General features: G+C 46.6%; 18 protein-coding genes, 1 pseudogene and 1 other annotated feature. Of the genes and pseudogenes, 9 read left to right on the top strand and 10 right to left on the bottom strand.

What is annotated here, in order from left to right:
• Positions 1–133 precede the first annotated feature (133 nt).
• From JIG40_RS14370 to JIG40_RS14335, 8 genes are all read right to left on the bottom strand, one after another.
• Positions 134–1,393 (bottom strand): dicarboxylate/amino acid:cation symporter, encoded by a 1,260-nt coding sequence (locus JIG40_RS14370; RefSeq protein WP_061056638.1) that lies wholly within the window; start codon positions 1,391–1,393, stop codon positions 134–136.
• Positions 1,394–1,711: 318 nt separating this feature from the next.
• A complete protein-coding gene (trpA, locus tag JIG40_RS14365; protein ID WP_044362935.1) occupies positions 1,712–2,518 on the bottom strand; it encodes a tryptophan synthase subunit alpha in 807 nt (268 codons plus the stop codon).
• Complete coding sequence (trpB, locus tag JIG40_RS14360; protein WP_020327680.1) at positions 2,518–3,708, bottom strand: tryptophan synthase subunit beta; 1,191 nt, start codon at positions 3,706–3,708, stop codon at positions 2,518–2,520. Before trpB ends, trpA begins: the two co-directional genes overlap by 1 nt.
• 86 nt (positions 3,709–3,794) lie before the next feature.
• Positions 3,795–5,225 (bottom strand): bifunctional indole-3-glycerol-phosphate synthase TrpC/phosphoribosylanthranilate isomerase TrpF, encoded by a 1,431-nt coding sequence (gene trpCF, locus JIG40_RS14355; protein ID WP_199465557.1) that lies wholly within the window; start codon positions 5,223–5,225, stop codon positions 3,795–3,797.
• Between the two features lie 8 nt (positions 5,226–5,233).
• Positions 5,234–6,232, bottom strand: a complete 999-nt coding sequence (gene trpD / locus JIG40_RS14350; RefSeq protein ID WP_100268624.1) for an anthranilate phosphoribosyltransferase — start codon at positions 6,230–6,232, stop codon at positions 5,234–5,236.
• A gap of 91 nt (positions 6,233–6,323) precedes the next feature.
• Positions 6,324–6,923: an aminodeoxychorismate/anthranilate synthase component II gene (locus JIG40_RS14345; protein ID WP_020431554.1), complete on the bottom strand. Its 600-nt coding sequence runs from the start codon at positions 6,921–6,923 to the stop codon at positions 6,324–6,326.
• 11 nt (positions 6,924–6,934) lie between these two features.
• Positions 6,935–8,500 carry an anthranilate synthase component 1 gene (locus JIG40_RS14340; RefSeq protein ID WP_199465556.1) on the bottom strand — a complete coding sequence of 522 codons (1,566 nt, stop codon included), beginning with the start codon at positions 8,498–8,500 and terminating at the stop codon, positions 6,935–6,937.
• A 113-nt stretch (positions 8,501–8,613) separates the two neighbouring features.
• Positions 8,614–8,715, bottom strand: a sequence feature (Trp leader region).
• On the bottom strand, positions 8,662–8,772 hold the full coding sequence (locus tag JIG40_RS14335) for a Trp operon leader peptide (RefSeq protein ID WP_075988675.1): 111 nt from the start codon (positions 8,770–8,772) through the stop codon (positions 8,662–8,664). (Overlaps the previous feature by 54 nt.)
• A gap of 96 nt (positions 8,773–8,868) precedes the next feature.
• Here JIG40_RS14335 and JIG40_RS14330 point away from each other — a divergent pair, with 96 nt between their 5' ends.
• The 3 genes from JIG40_RS14330 to rluB all read left to right on the top strand — a co-directional run bounded on the left by JIG40_RS14330 (position 8,869) and on the right by rluB (position 11,467).
• On the top strand, positions 8,869–9,741 hold the full coding sequence (locus JIG40_RS14330) for a PHP domain-containing protein (RefSeq protein WP_024373590.1): 873 nt from the start codon (positions 8,869–8,871) through the stop codon (positions 9,739–9,741).
• Between the two features lie 2 nt (positions 9,742–9,743).
• Positions 9,744–10,364: an L-threonylcarbamoyladenylate synthase gene (locus JIG40_RS14325; RefSeq protein ID WP_020327674.1), complete on the top strand. Its 621-nt coding sequence runs from the start codon at positions 9,744–9,746 to the stop codon at positions 10,362–10,364.
• 146 nt (positions 10,365–10,510) lie between these two features.
• A complete protein-coding gene (rluB, locus tag JIG40_RS14320; RefSeq protein WP_020327673.1) occupies positions 10,511–11,467 on the top strand; it encodes a 23S rRNA pseudouridine(2605) synthase RluB in 957 nt (318 codons plus the stop codon).
• 495 nt (positions 11,468–11,962) lie between these two features.
• On the opposite strand, the gene JIG40_RS14315 is transcribed toward rluB, so the two are convergent.
• Positions 11,963–12,922, bottom strand: a complete 960-nt coding sequence (locus JIG40_RS14315; protein ID WP_199465555.1) for an integron integrase — start codon at positions 12,920–12,922, stop codon at positions 11,963–11,965.
• 320 nt (positions 12,923–13,242) lie between these two features.
• On the opposite strand from JIG40_RS14315, the gene JIG40_RS14310 reads away from it, so the two are divergent.
• The 5 genes and pseudogenes from JIG40_RS14310 to JIG40_RS14285 all read left to right on the top strand — a co-directional run bounded on the left by JIG40_RS14310 (position 13,243) and on the right by JIG40_RS14285 (position 17,843).
• Complete coding sequence (locus JIG40_RS14310) at positions 13,243–13,458, top strand: DUF6434 domain-containing protein (RefSeq protein ID WP_199465554.1); 216 nt, start codon at positions 13,243–13,245, stop codon at positions 13,456–13,458.
• Positions 13,459–14,101: 643 nt separating this feature from the next.
• A complete protein-coding gene (locus JIG40_RS14300; protein ID WP_199465553.1) occupies positions 14,102–15,562 on the top strand; it encodes a hypothetical protein in 1,461 nt (486 codons plus the stop codon).
• Positions 15,563–15,713: 151 nt separating this feature from the next.
• Positions 15,714–16,700: a hypothetical protein gene (locus tag JIG40_RS14295; protein ID WP_199465552.1), complete on the top strand. Its 987-nt coding sequence runs from the start codon at positions 15,714–15,716 to the stop codon at positions 16,698–16,700.
• A 142-nt stretch (positions 16,701–16,842) separates the two neighbouring features.
• Complete coding sequence (locus JIG40_RS14290) at positions 16,843–17,736, top strand: CBS domain-containing protein (protein WP_140259276.1); 894 nt, start codon at positions 16,843–16,845, stop codon at positions 17,734–17,736.
• Positions 17,726–17,843 (top strand): annotated as a pseudogene (locus JIG40_RS14285) (DUF3265 domain-containing protein). Before JIG40_RS14290 ends, JIG40_RS14285 begins: the two are co-directional and overlap by 11 nt.
• Positions 17,844–18,119: 276 nt before the next feature.
• Here JIG40_RS14285 and JIG40_RS14280 read toward each other — a convergent pair.
• Positions 18,120–19,145, bottom strand: a complete 1,026-nt coding sequence (locus tag JIG40_RS14280; protein WP_199465551.1) for an IS110 family transposase — start codon at positions 19,143–19,145, stop codon at positions 18,120–18,122.
• A 92-nt stretch (positions 19,146–19,237) separates the two neighbouring features.
• Here JIG40_RS14280 and JIG40_RS14275 point away from each other — a divergent pair, with 92 nt between their 5' ends.
• The gene (locus JIG40_RS14275) at positions 19,238–19,774 is read left to right on the top strand and encodes a HEPN domain-containing protein (protein ID WP_199465550.1); all 537 of its coding nucleotides are present in this window, start codon (positions 19,238–19,240) and stop codon (positions 19,772–19,774) included.
• The last annotated feature ends 86 nt before the right edge of the window (positions 19,775–19,860 follow it).

Raw genomic sequence — 19,860 nt, 5'->3', positions numbered from 1 at the left:
ACTCCTTACTTTGGCCGCTACAGCCAAATTCTGCTTGGTTGTTCTCTTTATACGGCACAGTCACGATGAGGAAGCAGAAGCGGCACCAATAAAAAAGCCGCCCTGAAGGCGGCCTTTTGAAAGCGAAAAGCGATTACGCTTGCTGATTTTTGTACTCTTTCTCAGCTACTTCTTCTTTGATCAGTGAATCGACAATCACAGCACACGCGGCATCACCCGTGATGTTCAGAGCTGTACGAATCATGTCAAAGATACGGTCCAGAGCGAACAGCAGCGGCAGACCTTCGATTGGAATACCAGCCGCCAGAAGTACCGCAACAACCAGGAATGATGGCCCCGGTACACCCGCTTGACCTACTGCACCCAGTGTAGCTGTTACGATGATCGCGGCGTATGCGCCCATGCTCAGGTCGATGTTGAACAGCTGAGCGAAGAAGATCGCAACCAGACCGTAGTAAATCGCGTTACCGGACATGTTAATAGTCGCACCCAGTGGCAGAACGAATGACGCTGTAGAGTTGCGTACACCCAGATCGTGCTCAACCGTGTCCATAGTGACAGGCAGGGTCGCCATTGATGATGCTGTTGACAGTGCCACAGCCTGAGGCTTTTTCATCGCCAGAATAAATTTCTTCGCCGATGTTTTGGTGAACAGTTGAATCATCAGTGGGTAAGCAACGAAGCCGAAAATCAGGATTGCTGCAACGTAAACGACGAACAGCTTGAATACGACCATCAGAGCGCCGAAACCGAACGTACCTACTGCTTCTGCCATCAGGCCGAACACACCGATAGGAGCGATGACCATCACTTTGTTGATCATCCACACCATTGAATCAACAATCGTGTTTACGCCGTTGATCACAGGATCGCGCTTGTCTTTAGGCTGTTTTGAAATTGCAACGCCCAGGAACAGACAGAACACCAGGATTTGCAGAATGTTTGCATCGTTCAGTGACTGGAAAACGTTGGTTGGGATCATACCAATGATGGTTGCCCAGAAAGTTGGGAGTTCACCTTTTGACGCGTATTCTGATGAGAACATGCCTTCCACGCCAGACACGTCGATGCCCAGACCTGGTTGGAATACTGAACCCATGACCAGAGCCAGTGCGACTGCCAGAGCAGAAGTCACAGCAAAGTAACTCAGAGTCACGAAGCCCACTTTGCCCGCAGATTGGCTGTTACCCAGACCTGCAGCACCTGAAATCAGGGCAACGGCAACCAGTGGAATCACCAGCATCTTGATTAAGTTAATGAAGATGGCGCCAAGAGGTGCAAACATCGCAGCATCGTGGCCCATGCTGGCACCGACTGCAGTACCAACGATCATGGCAATAACGACTTGTACGCCGATGTTGCTTAGTAAATTCTTTTCCTTTAACACTTCCATAACCTCTGTGCTAATAAAATGTAAACTTCCAGTGATACTCACTGAACATTTGTTGTTCGATGGGTAAATATATTGCCCTCGCTTTTTACACTTATCTTTCACAATTGGCAATATGTGAATCGAGTGAATTCTCAGTAGAAATGCTATTTCATTGACGTGTGATGGATTTTTGTTCAAAGGAAAACGTTTGCTATTGGTTTTAACAATAAGAAGCGCAGTTTTTGTGTGTCAGATAAATGAATAAAGAGAGGGGATGGTTGTTAAGAAAATGTTCGATTTCTTAGTGAGTTAAGAAACCGAACACATATTAGGGGAGAGTTATTTGTGCGTGGCTGCTTTCATGTTTTGCGTGAATTGTGCCAGCTTATTTAACATTTCATCAAAGTTATCTTGATTGGATTCGATGATTTTAACGACGGCTGAGCCAGAAATGGCGCCCGCAGCACCCGACGCAATCGCCTGTTTCACCTGATCAGGTTCTGAAATACCAAAACCCAGCAGTGAAGGCGGTGCATTGTATTGAGTCAGCTTGTCCAATTGGGTGGTCACAGGCATGTTTGCTTTGGTTTCCGCACCTGTCACACCAGCACGAGACAGCAGGTAAGTGTAACCACCTCCCAGCTCTGCCACATCTTTAAGAGTTTCATCGCTTGCGGTTGGCGGGGCGATGAAGATCGGTTTAATGCCAAATTTACGTGCCGCAGCCACGAACTCTGCACTTTCATTGGTCGGTACATCGGCAACCAGCACGGAATCGACACCAGCTTGCTGGCAGCGTTGATAGAAGTTTTCAATCCCACGTGAGTAAACCAGGTTGGCGTACATCAACAGACCGATCGGGAGATCGGGGTGCTGAGCACGGATCTGAGCGATCAGTTCAAAACAGACATCCGGTGTGGTTTTCGCTTTCAGGGCGCGTAGGTTTGCACCCTGGATGGTTGGGCCATCGGCCAGCGGATCGGAGAAAGGAATACCCAGTTCCAGTGCATCGGCTCCTGATTCAACCAGTGTCTGCATAATGCGTAACGACTGCTCGGGATTTGGATCGCCAATGGTGACAAACGGAACGAACGCACCTTGGTTGTTGTCAGCCAGACGCTGAAAAAGCGATTGATAGCGGTCCATTACAGCACTCCTTTCTCTTCTAAAATCTTATGCACGGTAAAGATGTCTTTGTCACCTCGACCAGACAGGTTCACAACCAGTAGCTGCTCTTTTTCAGGCTCGGCGTAAGCCATTTTCACGGCATGAGCCAGTGCGTGTGAAGATTCCAGCGCAGGAATGATGCCTTCGGTACGCGCAAGTTGCTGGAATGCATCCAGTGCTTCATCGTCGGTGATGCTTTCGTATTCAGCGCGGCCGGTTGCATGCAGATGGGCGTGCTGCGGACCTACCGATGGAAAATCAAGACCTGCAGAAATGGAGTAAGACTCTTCAATCTGACCGTGCTCATCTTGCATCATCGGCGATTTCATCCCGAAGTAGATACCGGTTTTACCGTGTTTCAGTGGTGCGCCGTGCATGTCGGTATCAATGCCTTTGCCAGCTGGCTCCACACCAATCAGGCGTACAGATTGTTCTTCAATAAAGTCGGCAAACATACCAATCGCGTTAGAACCACCGCCCACACAAGCGATCACCGCATCCGGAAGACGACCTTCACGAGCAAGAATCTGGTTCTTGGTTTCTTCACCGATGATGCGCTGGAATTCACGCACGATCGTCGGGAATGGGTGAGGGCCTGCCGCTGTACCGAGCAGGTAGTGTGCGGTTTCGTAGCTGCCAGACCAGTCACGCAGCGCTTCGTTACACGCATCTTTCAGTGTGGCTGAACCGGAGTGAACCGGAATCACTTCAGCGCCCATCAGACGCATGCGGAATACGTTCGGGCTTTGACGCTCAACGTCTTTAGCACCCATATAAACGCGACATTTCAGCCCCAGCAGTGCACAGGCCAGAGCTGTGGCTACGCCATGTTGACCCGCACCGGTTTCAGCAATGATTTCGTGTTTGCCCATGCGTTTGGCCAGCAGTGCCTGACCTAGTACTTGGTTAGTTTTGTGCGCGCCGCCGTGCAGCAGATCTTCACGCTTGAGATAGAGTTTGGTTTTGGTGCCTTTTACGATATTGCGTGTCAGCGTCAGCGCTGTCGGACGGCCCGCGTATTCCTGCAGCAGGCTCATGAACTCGCTGCGAAATTCGGGATCTTCCTGCGCATCGATAAATGCTTGTTCCAGTTGATCCAATGCCGGAACCAGAATCTGTGGTACATACTGACCACCGTATTCGCCAAAGTAGGCGTTGAGTTTAGCCATGATCTTCTTCCTTACGTAACCTGTTTGGCCCCTTTGGGCTTCATATCGTTCGCGTTAGCGAAGAGAAGGGGCCGGGTTACCTGTCATTAATAATTACGAATTTCGCTGAATGCCTGACGCAGTTTGGCGATGTCTTTTTTACCGGGTTCACTTTCTACGCCGGAGTTGAGATCCAACCCGAGGCAGCCGAGTTTCGCGGCTTGCTGGACATTGTCCGGATTCAGACCTCCGGCCAGCATGATGCGCTCTGGAGCTTCAATCAGTGACCAGTCGAACACGGTTCCTGTGCCGCCACTCTGATTGCCGACTTTGGCATCCAGCAGATGGCGATCGACTTGATTCAACAGAACGGGCATGTGATCGGTCACGCCGTAGGCTTTCCAGATTTCGACCGATTCAGGTAAAGCGGTTTTGAGTGCATCGATGTAAGCCTGATCTTCGTCGCCGTGCAGTTGCACCGCAAACAGACCGAGTTCGGTAACCGTGTCGGCAATCGTTTCAATGCTGTGATTTTGAAACACACCCACATATTGCAGTGGTGCACCACTCATTGTCAGACGTGCCGTTTCGATATCCACGCAGCGCTTGGATTGCTGAACAAAAATCAGCCCGCCAAACACCGCGCCAGCCTGATAAGCTTTGACGGCGTCATCGGCATGCGTCAGACCACAGACTTTGTTTTCACCCAGTACGACTTTGCGGACCGCCAGCTCCAGATTTTCCTGGCTCATCAGTGAGCTGCCAATCAGGAAACCGTTGGCAAAGCGAGACAAGTCACGTACCTGTTGGTGGGTGTAAATGCCGGATTCAGAAATCACGATGGTGCCTTGCGGCAGTTTCGGGGCCAACTGCTTGGTGCGGTTAAGGTCAGTGCTGAGATCGCGCAGATTGCGGTTATTAATACCAATCACTCGCGCTTGTAAAGCCACGGCACGTTCCAGCTCTTCTTCGTTGCTGACTTCAGTCAGTATGCCCATACCCAGCTCGTGCGCTACATTGGCCAGTTCGCGGTATTGTTCATCATTCAGCACCGACAGCATCAGCAAAATCGCATCAGCGCCGTAGTGTCGGGCGAGGTACACCTGATAGGTGTCGATCATGAAGTCTTTACACAGTACCGGCTGAGTGACCTGAGCGCGTACGCGCGGCAGGAAATCGAAATTGCCTTGAAAGTATTTCTCATCAGTCAGCACAGAGATGGCACTGGCGTATTGGTTGTAAACCGATGCAATGTAATCCAAATCGAACTGTTGGCGAATCAGGCCTTTTGATGGCGAAGCTTTTTTACATTCGAGGATAAAGGCTGTCTGGCCGTTATCCAGTGCTGCGTAGAAGTCGCGATCCGATGCTGTCAGCAGAGGTTTAAATGTTTCTACAGGCTGCACGGCTTTACGTTCCGCAACCCAGGTAATTTTGTCGTTGACGATTTTGGCCAGCACTTCAGCCATCTGGGCATTCTTTAGCGAAATATGTTCAGACAGCTGGCCGTTTTGTTCAGACACGTTAATTTCAGACATCAGGGGGCTTAACCTCGCTCTGCTAGTTGTTTTACCAGATCAAACGCTTTGCCTGAGTTCATGACATCAATGGCGCGTTGTGCGTTGGCTTTCAAATCTTCAAAGCCGAACAGGCGCAGCAACAGGGCAACGTTAACCGCAACAGCGGAGACTTGAGCAGGCGTTCCCTTGCCAGTCAGAATATTTTCGATGATGGCGCGATTTTCCTGAGGCTCGCCACCTTTAATCGCTTCCAGCGGGTAGGTTTCTAAACCAAAGTCCTGCGGCGTTAAGGTGTATTCGAAAATTTCGCCATCTTTGATTTCGGCAACATGAGTGACTCCATGAATTGCCACTTCGTCCAATCCTGAACCATGAACCACAGCGGCTCGTTTCAAACCCATTTGTACCATGGTTTCTGCGATAGGACGAACCAAATCTAGACTGTAAACGCCCATTAATTCGATATTAGGGCGCGCTGGGTTAATCAGTGGGCCAAGAATGTTGAAAATTGTACGGGTTTTCATGCTCTGGCGCACTGGCATCGCGTGACGAACGCCGCCGTGGTACTGAGGCGCGAACAGGAAAGCAACGCCTAGTTCATCGAGAGCCTGGCGAGAGTTTTCTGCGCTCATGGTCATGTTGATGCCAAAGGCATCAAGTAGATCGGAAGAGCCTGATTTGCTCGAGACGCCACGGTTACCGTGCTTGGCGACTTTGACGCCGCACGCGGCTGCGACAAAGGCCGATGTGGTTGAGATGTTGATGGTGTTGGCGCCGTCGCCACCCGTGCCTACGATGTCGGCAAAGTCATAATCCGGGCGAGGGAACGGGCTCGCGTTTTCCAGCAGTGCACGCACGGCACCAACGATTTCATCCGGGGTTTCGCCTTTGATCTTCAATGCTGTCAGAGCAGCGGCCATTAGTGGTTGCTCACACTCACCGCGAATGATGTAGTCAAACAGCTGTTGGCTTTCGGCTTGCGTCAGTGATTGCTGGTCATAAAGTTTATTGATGATCTGTTGCATAATTCTTTCTCCGTATCCCTGAAGACCCGCTGTAATCGTTGTGTTTGCGAATCTTGTTTATTCTTGGTTGTGTCTGTGTGTCCTGAGGGGCTTATCGTGCCAGAGCCCAGTTAATCGCATTGGCCAGCAGGGTTGCGCCGTGGGTGGTCATGATGGATTCCGGGTGAAACTGGAAGCCACACAGCTTGTCCTGTTCGTTGACAATCGACATTACCAGACCATCGACTTCCGCAGTCACCGTTAGGCTGTCCGGCACAGACGTTGCGACCAGCGAGTGATAGCGCGCAATCGCCAGTGGAGAAGGAAGGCCTTGATAAATCGGGTGGTTGTCATGCTCCATCATGGAGACTTTACCGTGCACGATTTCACCTGCGCCAGCAACGGTGCCGCCATAGGCTTCAACCATCGCCTGATGACCGAGACAGATGCCAATCATCGGCACTTTGCCTTTCAGGCGCTGCAGGATTTCCGGCATGGAACCCGCTTCAGAAGGTGCGCCCGGGCCAGGAGATAAAACCACGACCGGGTTTTCCAGTTGTGAGACGGCATTTTCAATCACGTCCGCGGCAATGTGGTTGCGGTAAATCGTGACGTGGTGGCCAAGAGAACGGAACTGATCCACCAAGTTGTAAGTAAAGGAATCAAAGTTATCGATAAAGACAATGTTTGCTGGTTGGGTTGGGTTCGCCATGATGAAATTCCTTACGCCTGATGTGCAAATTGAATGGCGGAAATAACCGCTTGTGCTTTGCCGCGAGTTTCATCGGCTTCGGCCTGTGGATCGGAGTCGTACACAACGCCAGCGCCAGCCTGAACCTGAGCAATGCCGTTTTCGACAAACGCAGAGCGAATCACAATACAGGTGTCCAAGTCGCCTTCACCGGTCAGGTAACCGACCGCGCCGCCGTAGCTACCGCGGCGTTCCTGTTCCACTTCACGAATCAGTTGCATGGCGCGAATTTTCGGTGCGCCAGTCAGGGTACCCATATTCATACACGCTTGATAAGCATGTAGCGCATCCAAATCTTCACGTAGTTGGCCCACCACGCGTGACACCAGATGCATCACATGGCTGTAGCGGTCAACTTTGAGCAGATCAGCCACATGGCGGCTGCCAGCTTTGGCGATACGTGCTACATCGTTACGCGCCAGATCGACCAGCATCATGTGTTCGGCGTTCTCTTTTTTATCGCAGCGCAGCTCCAGTTCAATGCGGCTGTCGAGGTCAAAGTTAATCGAACCATCAGAATTTTTGCCGCGGCGACGCGTGCCGGCAATTGGGTAAATCTCGATTTGGTTGGTATCAGTGGCGTATTTCAACGCGCTTTCCGGAGAGGCACCAAACAGGGTAAAGCGTTCATCCTGCATGTAGAACATGTAAGGGCTTGGGTTGCTCTCTTTCAGGCGCTGATAAGCCGCAAGTGGAGAAGGGCAAGGCAGCGTGAAGCGGCGTGAAGGCACGACCTGGAAGATGTCGCCTTTCACCACATACTGTTTTAAATCGCGTACGATATCGCAGAAATCTTCATCGCTGATGTTGGTGTCCACGTTCACTTCAGCCAGTTTTTGTGCCTCTGGCTGAGACAGAGTCTGGGACGCCTGAGCACGAATGGCTTCCTGACGTTGACGCAGTGTCGCTTTCACATTGCTGTCGGTCGTGAATGCTGTGGCCTGCAACTGGCAGCTTGCACTCTGGTGATCAACGATCATCAGGTTCTCAGAGACATAAAATACGTAATCCGGGCACTGATTGGTCGCTTTTGCGTCGCCAAGCGGTTCGAAGTTGGCCACCAAGTCGTAAGCGAACAGACCACCAAGGAAAATCGCGTGTTTGTCGTGACCCGACAAATCAAAGCTGTGCTGCACCAGACGCAATGCGTCAAACGATGAGGCTTCACGCAGGCGAGAGTCTTCATCCAACGTATCGCATGGTGTGGTGAAGGTCAGCATCAGAGAGTCTTCGGTGCGTTTGGCCGGGATATCTGCCACAACGTTTTGCGCCAGAACATCAATCAGGGCAAGACCGTTATCGCTTAGCGCCTGAAATGTCACTTCATGACCGAAGCAGATAATGCGTACGGCAGCATCAATCAGCAGCAGGCTTTTCAGGTTCTGTTTGGAGTCGATCTCCGCTGATTCCAGTAACAAGCAATCCGTTTTCCCTTCGCACAGTGCGTGAAACAGCGCTGTTGGATCTTGCGTGTAAGGTAGCGTTGCGTTGAGTACTTCAAGCTTTGCCAGATTTTTGATTTCAATGGCCTTGTTCACAAGACCTCCTTATCTGTTTTAAACGGTTTACGTCGCGGCTCTATCTAAGTATCGCTGTTGAATGCATAGTTTGTATGATGAACAGAGCCGGTGAATTTCGTATAAAAATGGGTGAAAAAAAGCCCGCTGAGTTGGCGGGCTTTTTTCATGCGTATCCTTTCTTAAAAGTACACGTGAGCCCACCAAGAACTTGCCCAAGTGCGCCACCAGTTAAGCTCAGCAGACGCTGTGCTTAAATTTGGATTATGGTTTGAGTTAAATTCTTGTAACATAGGAAGCCTTATTCATGTGCTCTCGTATTTGTGTACTAGTAAACTAGTGCGACGTTCGAAAGTCAAGCCTTAAAAACAGGCAAATTCAAAAAAATGATGAAAATTGACCTACATAGTCACACAACTGCATCAGACGGCCGTCTGAGCTTCGACCAACTGATTGAAAGAGCTGTTGAATTTGAGCTCGATGTGCTTGCCATTACCGATCACGATACGGTAGATGGGCTGGCGCCTGCGCGTGCTTATATTGCTGAGCGCGGCTATCCACTGACACTGATCAATGGTATTGAGTTCTCTACGGTATGGCAGAACAAGGACATTCACATTGTCGGCCTGAATATCGACCCGAATCATCCTGAGCTGAATGCGCTGATTGACAAACAAAAGCAGCATCGCATCGTACGCGCCGAGATGATTGCTGAGCGTTTGCAAAAGGCAACGCGCGAAGGCGTGCTGGACGAAGTCAAAGCGATTGCCGGCGATGCACCGATTACCCGAGCGCATTTTGCGAAATGGTTGGTGGATGCTGGGTATGTGAAGAATATGCAGCAAGTGTTTAAGAAATATCTGACGCGCAACAATCCGGGCTACGTGCCGCCAAACTGGTGCACAATGCAGGAGGCGATCGCCGCTATTCATGCTTCCGGTGGACAGGCGGTGCTGGCTCATCCGGGTCGATATGACTTGACGACCAAATGGCTGAAGCGCTTAATTGCAGCGTTTGTGGAAGCAGGCGGTGATGCAATGGAAGTTGCGCAGCCGCAACAAGCGCCACAAGAAAAACGCAATCTGGCCGATTATGCGATACAATACAACCTATTAGCTTCTCAAGGCAGCGACTTTCATTACCCGTCTCCGTGGATGGAATTGGGCCGTAATCTTTGGTTGCCTTCCGGAGTAGAACCTGTTTGGAGAGATTGGACCAATCTCCCCGATAAGCGAGTCGAGAGACTCAATGATGAGGAATGACAATGAGCCAGTTTTTTTATGTGCATCCTGAAAATCCGCAGGCGCGCCTGATCAACCAAGCGGTGGCTATCATTCGTAACGGCGGCGTCGTGGTTTACCCGACCGATTCCGGCTACGCACTGGGCTGTCAGTTAGAAAACAAACACGCGCTGGAACGTATTTGCCAAATTCGACGTTTAGACGACAAGCACAACTTCACTCTGATGTGTCGCGATCTGTCTGAGCTGTCTCTTTATGCCCGTGTCGATAACGCAGCGTTTCGCCTGTTAAAGAACAACACGCCGGGACCTTACACCTTTATTTTTAAAGGAACCAAAGAAGTGCCGCGCCGTCTGATGAATGCAAAGCGTAAAACCATCGGTATTCGTGTGCCTGACAACAAAATCGCACTGGATTTATTAGAAGCGATGGGTGAGCCGCTGATGTCGACTTCACTGATCTTACCGGGTAACGAAACGACTGAGTCAGATCCGGAAGAGATCCGCGATCGTCTTGAGCACGCGGTTGATGTCATTTTGAACGGTGGTTATCTGGGCGAGCAGCCAACGACCGTGATCGATTTCAGCGAAGATGACATGCAGGTTGTGCGTTTTGGCGCCGGGGATCCCACCCCATTCCAATAATCCTCGGGCCTAGAAAGCCGAGAGGGTTAAAGCCCCTGATAAAACGGGTGCTTTTTGCGAGAGAATTTGCGATACTACGCGACCGCGATTTTGAGGTCGCATCTTGTTATTCGACGTCTGAGAAGACGACACAATTAGGTAGATAAATGAGCGAAAAGTTACAAAAGGTTTTAGCACGTGCTGGTCATGGTTCTCGTCGTGAGCTGGAAGCTCTGATTCGAGCTGGGCGCGTAAGTGTTAATGGCAAGGTAGCTGTACTGGGCGAGCGCCTGGAAGATGAAAACGCCGTAGTGCGTATTGACGGACATGCTGTGTCTGCAAAAGCGCAAGAAGAAGTCATTTGCCGCGTACTGGCGTACTACAAGCCAGAAGGTGAACTGTGTACTCGTCACGATCCTGAAGGTCGTCGTACAGTATTTGACCGTCTACCCAAGATTCGTGGTTCTCGCTGGATTTCGGTGGGTCGTCTGGATGCCAACACATCCGGTCTGCTGCTGTTCACGACTGATGGTGAACTGGCGAACCGCCTGATGCACCCAAGCCGTCAGGTTGAACGTGAATATCTGGTGCGTGTATTCGGCGATGTGACCGAAGATAAAATCCGCAACCTAGTTCGCGGCGTGCAACTGGAAGATGGTCTGGCTCGCTTTGAAGACGTAGTCTACGCGGGCGGTGAAGGCATGAACCATACTTTCTACGTGGTGATCAACGAAGGTCGTAACCGTGAAGTACGCCGTCTGTGGGAATCGCAAGAAACCACAGTAAGCCGTCTGAAGCGTGTGCGTTACGGTGACATCTTCCTCGATAAAAAACTGCCTCGTGGCGGTTGGATGGAACTGGACCTGAAAGATGTGAACTACCTGCGTGAGTTGGTTGAACTGAAACCAGAGAAAACCACCATGCTGGACGTGTCCAAAGACAACACATCACGTAAACGTGAGCGTTCACGTAGCCAAAAAATCCGTCGTGCAGTGCGCCGTCACGAAGAACGTGTGACTGCTCCTGCGGGTCGTAGTGGCAACTCTCGCCGCAAAGAAGGTGGTTCATCGGGCTCTCGCCAGAAAGCGGGCAACACCAGCGCGGCACCGCGTAAAGGTCGTTAATCTCTCGCTCTAAGAACGTATAAAAATCCCGGGCTCGTCCCGGGATTTTTTATGCCCGGAAAACAGCGTGAAGTCGCAAGTCCAAATAATGAGTAACAAAAGATAAGCAGCAGGTGAGAGTGAGTCATCAAGTCTCATACTAAAAAGGCTGCGATCACATTGGTAAGCTGGCTTTTCAAAAACGTTAATGCCCCATTCGGTGTTACGCCTAGTTGATATATTATTCACCTAGCGGTGATTTGACATACTTTTGGTCATACTAGAAGTGGCTACTATATTGGTGGCTATTCACTATTAGATATCTTGGCGTTGAACTAGAAGACGCTCTGAGACTCTCAGAGCAAACGGATTGCTAGAAGGACTGATACGGGCTTTTCATACCTCTGGAAAGCTTGTGCCCCATTGCGAGTTATTGGGGCAGCTGATAATTAAGTCTACAAACTATAAGTTGACCAAATTTTAGTAATGCTACAGAGTTTCTAGAGTACTCCGACTTTACAGTGTGTCTAACGGACTCGTTGTCCCCGCGAAATGTTGGCCAAGTACATGTGTATAGATTTGTGTTGTACTCACGTCATTGTGACCAAGTAACTCTTGAACACTTCTTATATCACGACCGGCTTGAAGTAGATGAGTTGCGAAGCTATGCCTAAACGTGTGGCAGGTGACGCGTTTATTTATTTGAATACTACGCACGGCATTCCCGAGCGCTTTACGAATAACACTCTGATGCAGATGATGCCTGCAAACTATTCCAGTATACGGGTGGATGCAGATCGTTTTAGAAGGGAAAATAAACATCCATCCGCGCTGCCTAAAAGCGTTAGGGTATTTACGTTCTAATGCATTTGGCAGTGAAGGGCCTATCCCTCGTTGGTTGTCATACTGTTGGATCTTAGTAGCTTTCTCAATATATGCTGGAAACTTTTCGGCGCATTTATGGCTGAGGATGGTTTGCCTATCTTTTCGCCCTTTTCCGTCTCTAATGGTCAGTGTAGCCCGCTCCATATCAATGTCTTGGACACGTAACCGGAGACATTCTGAAACTCTCAGTCCACTACCATAGAGCAGCTCAATGATTAGCCTGTCGCGGCCATAGAGTTGATTTAATATCGATGATATTTCCAATGGGGATAACACTGTCGGTAAATGTCGCTGTTTAGTGGCATAGCAAAAACCTAAATCCCCAAGCTCATGGTGCAAATGCTTCTGATACAAATAGGCCAATGCATTAAGTGCAATTTTTTGAGTGTTGATTGCCACATTCCGTTGGTTGGCAAGGAAGGTTAAAAATTGTGTAACTTCTTCCGTTCCCATTGTTTCGGGGTGACGCTTGTGGTGAAAGTTAATGAATGCCTTGATCCAATACAGATAAGTTTTTTCTGTTCTAATACTGTAACCACGCATGCGCATTGTTTCTTGAACACCGATTAGAAATGGGCTTTTTAGACTCATGATAACTTCACTCCAAATAGCTGTTTATTTATACAGTATTATTTGATATTTCCGAATATCAAGGAAAATAGTGAAATAATTTTGCGCGTTAATACACGTACTAATTCATATAATTCCTTTTTATCAATCAGTTATGTGTTGACGACTTGAGATAATAGGTTTGGAAAACGCGCATGCGCGTTTTTCTAGATGGTATATTTAGCAAAATGAAGATAAGTTCATTGTATACAGATAGTTAACTGTGCGCGTTTTTACTGGTCCAATGAGGTAAACGCGCATGCGCACTAATAAGCTGTTATACAAAATGGAGAAATTAGACTATGGAAAAGGTTGATTGGCATAAAAATGATATTAATGACGGTACAGTCATTACAGATAGTTACAAGACAACTCAAAACGTTCGTCGTTATTTTAAATCCAAATTTGGTGAGCAATTTAAATTCGACCGAGATTTCATGCAATGGATGAAAAGTTCGGTGGGTTTAGCAATGGGTGACGCTTCTCAAGAATGGATTCGGCGTCAAGATTCAAAGTAAGTCGCGCGAAATTTTGTATAACAAACTGTTTAAGCAGATTCGGCATGCGTGGCATTTTTGGTTTGCAGTGATTTTAGTGTTTACGGAGTAGTGCAGAAGCCTTTGTATTGCATGCCTCACTACTTAACAGGGCGTTAGCTTAAAACAATGAAAATCAATTGTTTGCAGCCTGTTTTTTCTTCCCTTGGAAATCCGTTCAGGTTTCTCGGCAAATCGGCATTGTTTACCAACGCGATTTTTGAGCTGTTGCCTCAATTGAGTTTTGGGCTTGCGCGAGGTTAGCCAGTTTGGCGCAAAGTCGCTTTGGAAGTTTTGCTTTCGCTTTGAGTTCTCCGAAGATGAATTCTCAAAAATCTACTGGTTTCAAAGCAAGTGAACGGCCACAAAGTTTGAGTCATTTCGGGTTTTAAAACTTAGGCAGTTTGCCGGCTTCCCAAATCAGGTTAATCTCGGGCTTAGTAAATCTAAGGTGCTGAAATTTAAGCTAACAAACTGCTTAAGCGGGATTCGCAATGCGTGGCATTTTCAGCATGCGGTGAGTTTTGTGATTGAGTTGGCGTGCGGTAGCTTTTGCAGTGCATTGCTCACCCCTTAGCAGGGCGTTAGAATTATTTGGGACACCATCATTCATTAAGAGGGTATCATGGGAAGCTATATTTACGATTATTTGAACGACTCTATTCTTTTCGATGAAACTTTGATCAAGACTTATTACTATGGGGTTTCAGAAGCAAGGTTATTATCTGAGTTACAACAATATCGCCAGTATTGCATTATGAATTTACCTCAAATTGCTTTTGATATTCAAAAGCATCAATCTAGCCTTAGCTGCCTTGGGATCAAAGGTTTTGATAGTGAGCAAGAGTTAAAGCGAGCTGCGCTATATATGGATCAAATGGTGCTCCCCGACCCAGTATTTCCGTTTTCATTACCCAAGCATGAACCATCAGAAGTTTTTTCAAAAGTTGTTGGTTTAGAAAATAAACAAGAGATTAATCGGGTTGGACTTGCAGAAAGTGCAGCATATGCAATTGCTTTAAGGCCTTTTGTCGCAGGTGATTTTTTGAAATTCTATCCGGTATCTTTGCATTCCGAGCCCCCAACGGAGATTCCAGTTGGGTATTCTGAAGTTGGGTTTTCTGACTTGTTGCCAGAGCCAATAATGAGTTTCTTAAAAGAGAAAACTATAGTAAAAAGCTTGAAACATATAGGTTCAAGCTATGAAGTAATGGATAGCTTAGAGCTAGGACGAGCGATTGGACTTTGGTTCGATGGGCATGATTCAAATCAGATTGAAATATATAATTTATTTGAACCTCAAGTAATTGAAGCTAATGATGCGACTGGTAAGCTTGTTACTAGAATGCTATTACCTGACACTCCTCCCGATAAATTGCAATTTGATAGTTGGGTTGAGCAGTCAATTCATCGTAGTTCATTTGAGTACTTTGCTGAAACTTGTAAGAAAGTGACGTTAGCAAATCAACTTAATTCATCGCTAACTTGCAGTTCGGTTCTAGAGGCTCAATTACTTTCGACACATTTTTTCACAGATGGAAAGAACATACAGGAGAATACCGTTGATGGATTACTTCAGATGGACTTGCCATTTTTGTCATCAGTGTCACCTGCTGACCTAATGAATATTAGAAGAAATGATGGTGAAGAGTTTAAAACATTCCGTGTCGAACTTGAAAGCTCTCTAAAAGAACTGAGGCATGAGAGCGATAGCTCCGTAATCAGACGAAAAATTGAAGATATTGAACACGAGTTGTTTGAATCTCAAGTTCAAAAAATCAATGCAAAGTTAAAATCAGTAAAAAAAGTGGGTATAGCAGATGCTGGTGTAGCGTTGGCTACTTTATCAGCAGGTGTTGCTACGTCTGGAGTTAGTCTCATCGGAACATTGGCGTGCTTATTCCATGGTGCTAAAACTTACGCGGAATATCAGGAGAAAGTGAAAGAAAATCCGTCATATTTTGCATGGAAAGTAAAAAAATCAGCTCAAGAGACCCAGCAAAGTAATGCTAGGAAACCTAAATACAGTTTGCAGTCAGGATTAGATGTTAGAAATGGTACTTTCATTACCACGCCGAAACCATAATTCTAACAAAGCATTTAAGAGTGATTCCCAACGCTTGGCATTTTTCATTCCATCGTTGGGTTTCGTGTTTACAGTGGTATGGTTAAGTTTTGTGGCAGCGTTGCTCACACCTTAATGCAGCGTTATGTGATTTATTGGATGGTCGGCATAAATGAACGAGAATATAGTAGAAATCATAAAGCCAGGAATTCACCTGAATTTGAACGCCTATTGGGCTATGCATTATTGTTCCATACTTGAAACACTATATGAACAAAAGACAATGACTCATAGTTTTAACCGCCCTTATATGGATAATGTCGAACCTACATTGGGAAACTTGGCTTCAAAAGCAGGATTTGCTTTCTTCAACGATATCAAGCAATCGCTGCAAAATTTTGGTCTTCAAGCATTACTTTGTCACTATTTAACTAGTGAAGAGGGGAGACCGATATTTAATGATATTGTGTCAAAATTGTCTGATCTCCATAGCTTCGATTTTATGTCTAATACTCAAGAGTACGGAGTTCACATTAGTTGTAGGGACTTCAATAGCGGTTTGCGCTTTGCACAAACTTTTAATCCATTTCTCTTGGGCTATGGAAAGTTACAGCATCAAGATGTTGCTAAGAAAGTTGCTTACGCTGACCTATGTATTCTGCTAAAACGAGACGATGAAAATTATGGAATCTTGGGAGAGGTTGAAGGCAACCACGGGCATGAATTGTTATTAGATTCCTTTTGGAACAGAAAAAAAGGTGAGTACTATTCTTTTGGGTTTGGGATTAAACAACGAACCTTCAAAATACCAAATATATTGACAGGGAAAGTTGAACCAGAGCCTGCACATATAACCGGTAGGTGGGTTGGTACTGAATTGGGTTGGAAGTACGTGGTTATAGTTGATAGTGATCATTCCATTGTTCAAGATTTTCATAATGCAATAGGAACGATTCAAATGTTTATGACACTTGGACCTCAACAAAGAGCAAATTATGACTCTTCGTTGCTTCCTGTTTTGAATTTGATCAAACAAAACTGGGACTCTCATGTTCTCGATTTAATTTCAAATCTTCGGGAACTACTGGTATCCAATAAACTTGCTACGCTAGGGGTAAATCCATTGCCAACGAAAACGATCCCGAGCATCATCACATAACAAAGCATTTAAGAGTGATTCCCAACGCTTGGCATTTTTCATTCCATCGTTGGGCTTTGTGTTTACGGTGGTTTGGTTAAGTTTCGTGGTCGCGTTGCTCACACCTTAATGCGGCGTTATACAACAATTAGGATTTATCTACATGGGTTACCAACTTTGGATGTCGCCAGAAACTGGTTATCGACGTCAGGGGACTAGGTTTGAGTCCCTCCACGGCATTTTCCTTGAAAATGCGAAGCTACTTTCATTGCTCGAACCAGTCCTTTGCTGCAAAGATACTGATAGTGCATCCGACGCAAAACATGCTCTCAAATCGAGAGATTTTGATGTGACATGTGTTGTTAATGATGATGGTGTTATTGTTGGGCAAATAGAAAGAAAGGCTCTTAATCAAGGCTTGGTAGCTGAATATGTAAAGGATGTAGAAGAAGAGCAAAAAATAGACGAAAATACCTCCCTAGTTCATCTGCTCCAGATTTTGGAGGGAACCGAATTTAAGTATGTGACTAGAGATGGTCAAATAGTGGGTATTGTCACACGTTCAGACCTGAATAAGCCAATTCCAAGGACATATCTATTTGGTGTGGTTTCTTTAGTTGAGTTACATATAAATTTTTGGATTAATTACTACTATCCCAATGACACTTGGCTTCAAGCGTTAAACGAAGATAGGCAAGCTAAAGTACAAGAAACTATAGAACTTCGTCGAGGGAGTAGTGATTACCTTGCTGTGGTTGAATGTGCCCAGCTTTGTGACAAAAAAGAAATTCTTAGAAATACTCCTGAATTTATAGCTAGGTTTGGTTTTAGTAAAACAAACTTTAAAAACTTTTTGGAAAAACTGGAAGTTGTTCGTAACGAAATAGCACATAGTCAGTCATCAATAATCGGTCGATTAAGTTGGGAACATATTACCCGTACGGTCTCAAAGGCTGAAGAGTTCGTTAGTCTTTCAGATGACGTAATTGAGGCTGAAGGCAAAGAGAAAGCTAAAGACTTTGAATCGACAGTTTTGGTTCCTGTAACTGTTGTATAACAAACTGTTTAAGAGTGATTCGCAACGCTTGGCATTTTTGCTATGCGTTGCGTTTAGTGTTTAAGGTGGTATGCGGCGGCTTTGGTATTGCGTTGCTCACACCTTAACAGGGCTACATGGATTCCCCCGGTTGTCAAACATCCGCTAAACTTCAAGTGATGGGTTTTGGACTGCCGCTCTACATTCGGTCTTTATATCGATGGTTCGCAACATCGTGACCCTGATGACTTTGCGCGACTGCAGTGCCTTATTCGTTAGATGACATCATATGTGTCCGCCGCATTAACAGGCTCTCCGCTAGTGGTCATAACCTATCTCCATCCATTGCGTCTGCTATGACCCGGTGGGTGTACTATTGTTACGCTGCTTGGCTTAATGGTTTCTTAAGCAGCGTAATTCTCATATTCCGTTTGGTTGTGTAATAGCGACCAGATAATTCGAGCATTCTTTGCTGCAAGAGCGACAATAGCTCGGTTCATTCCTCGTCGTCCCAACACGCCTCGACACCACTGGCTGAGCCTGTCTTGTTTATCACCTAGATTAGCAATGACCGTTCTAGCACCATGGACGAGTAAGGTGCGTAGATACTTGTCTCCGTGTTTGGTAATTCTGCCTAATCTGGGTTTGCCGCCTGTTGAATATTGCTTTGGTACTAACCCTAGCCAAGCGGAGAAGTCTCGGCTTTTATCAAACTGAGAGCCGTTACCAATAGAGGCAAGAATAGCGGTTGCTGTTTGTGGACCAATTCCTCTGACCTTCATAATACGCTGAGCATTCTTGCTAATCTTTGAAAAGGCATCAAACACTTGCTCAGTATCCGCAATACGTTGGTTTAGTTGTTCAAGGTGATAGTACGCGTCAGCAATAACGGTTCGCGCTAAGTGTGGAAGCTCGTTTTCGGCATCTTCCAGCATAAGAGGCACTTGCTTCATTAAAGAAGAGCGCCCAACAGGAATAACTAGACCAAATTCAGAAAGTAAGGCGCGGATACGGTTCATTAAAGCCGTGCGTTCACGAACCCAATGCTCACGCATTCGATGAACGGACAGTATGGCTTGTTGCTCAGGAGACTTTACAGGAACGAATCGTGTAGATGGATGTTGTACAGCTTGGCAGATAGCCACGGCATCATTGAGGTCGTTTTTACCTTTAGTTCTATGTGTAACAACATACTTAACCGCCATAATGCGAGCATCATGTCCTAATGTATTAAGCGTTCTTGCCCAATAATGTGCACCGCCACACGCTTCGAGTCCTATACGCATGGGGGGCATATTTGCTATTGTGGTCAGTAAGTTAGAGCGAGTAACCGATTTATGAAGAGCCACTTTCCCTTTCGAGTCAACGACATGAATACTGAAGTGGTTTTTAGCTAAATCGATACCGCCAAAATAAGAATAATCAGACATGGTGCCTCCAGTGCTAATAAGTACCACGTAAGTGTGGCAGATCCTCGGGAGGGGGAATCCATGTCATTCGTTATATGAATAAGGAAAACTATATGTCTCAAGCAAAGAACGATTTCGAGTTGGCAATTTCAGATTCAGAAGAATTAATTGCTTGTTACGATTCTCTAAATCATTGCGATAGTGCGTCTCGTCCACCAGAAGTTCTCAAGCGAGCGAGTCTAATAATGACTTTAACCGCTTGGGAAACATATGTTGAAGATATTGCTACTGAGCTTATCAATAGCAAATATGGAATGGTGATGGGCTCACAAATTGGTAATGTAATCACGGGACGGCTAAACGAACACCTTAAAACCTTCAATAACCCAGATTCAAAGAAAACCAAAGATCTATTCCAAGAATTCTTCGGTATAGATGTTACGGAAAGTTGGGTGTGGGGTAACTTCCATACAGCTAAAGATACAAGGACAGCTTTAAACTCATGGTTACGTAAGCGAGGGGAAGCAGTACATCGAGCCCATACTGATAAACAGTCATCTCATATAGTAAAGCGTGATGAAGTGGACAAATGTATACGCTTTTTCAGAGAGTTGGTGGCGGTAACAGATAAAAAATTGTCAGAGATATAATTCATATAACAAGGCGCTGAAGAGGGACTGTAAACGCTTGGCGGTTTTAGTATAAATTGGGTTTTGTGTTTAAGGTGGCTTGTTTA

Source organism: Vibrio sp. bablab_jr001 (assembly GCF_016464285.1).
Lineage (GTDB): Bacteria > Pseudomonadota > Gammaproteobacteria > Enterobacterales > Vibrionaceae > Vibrio > Vibrio fluvialis.
The sequence above is the reverse complement of the archived record's forward strand: the minus strand, read 5'-3'. Positions and strand labels throughout refer to the sequence as shown.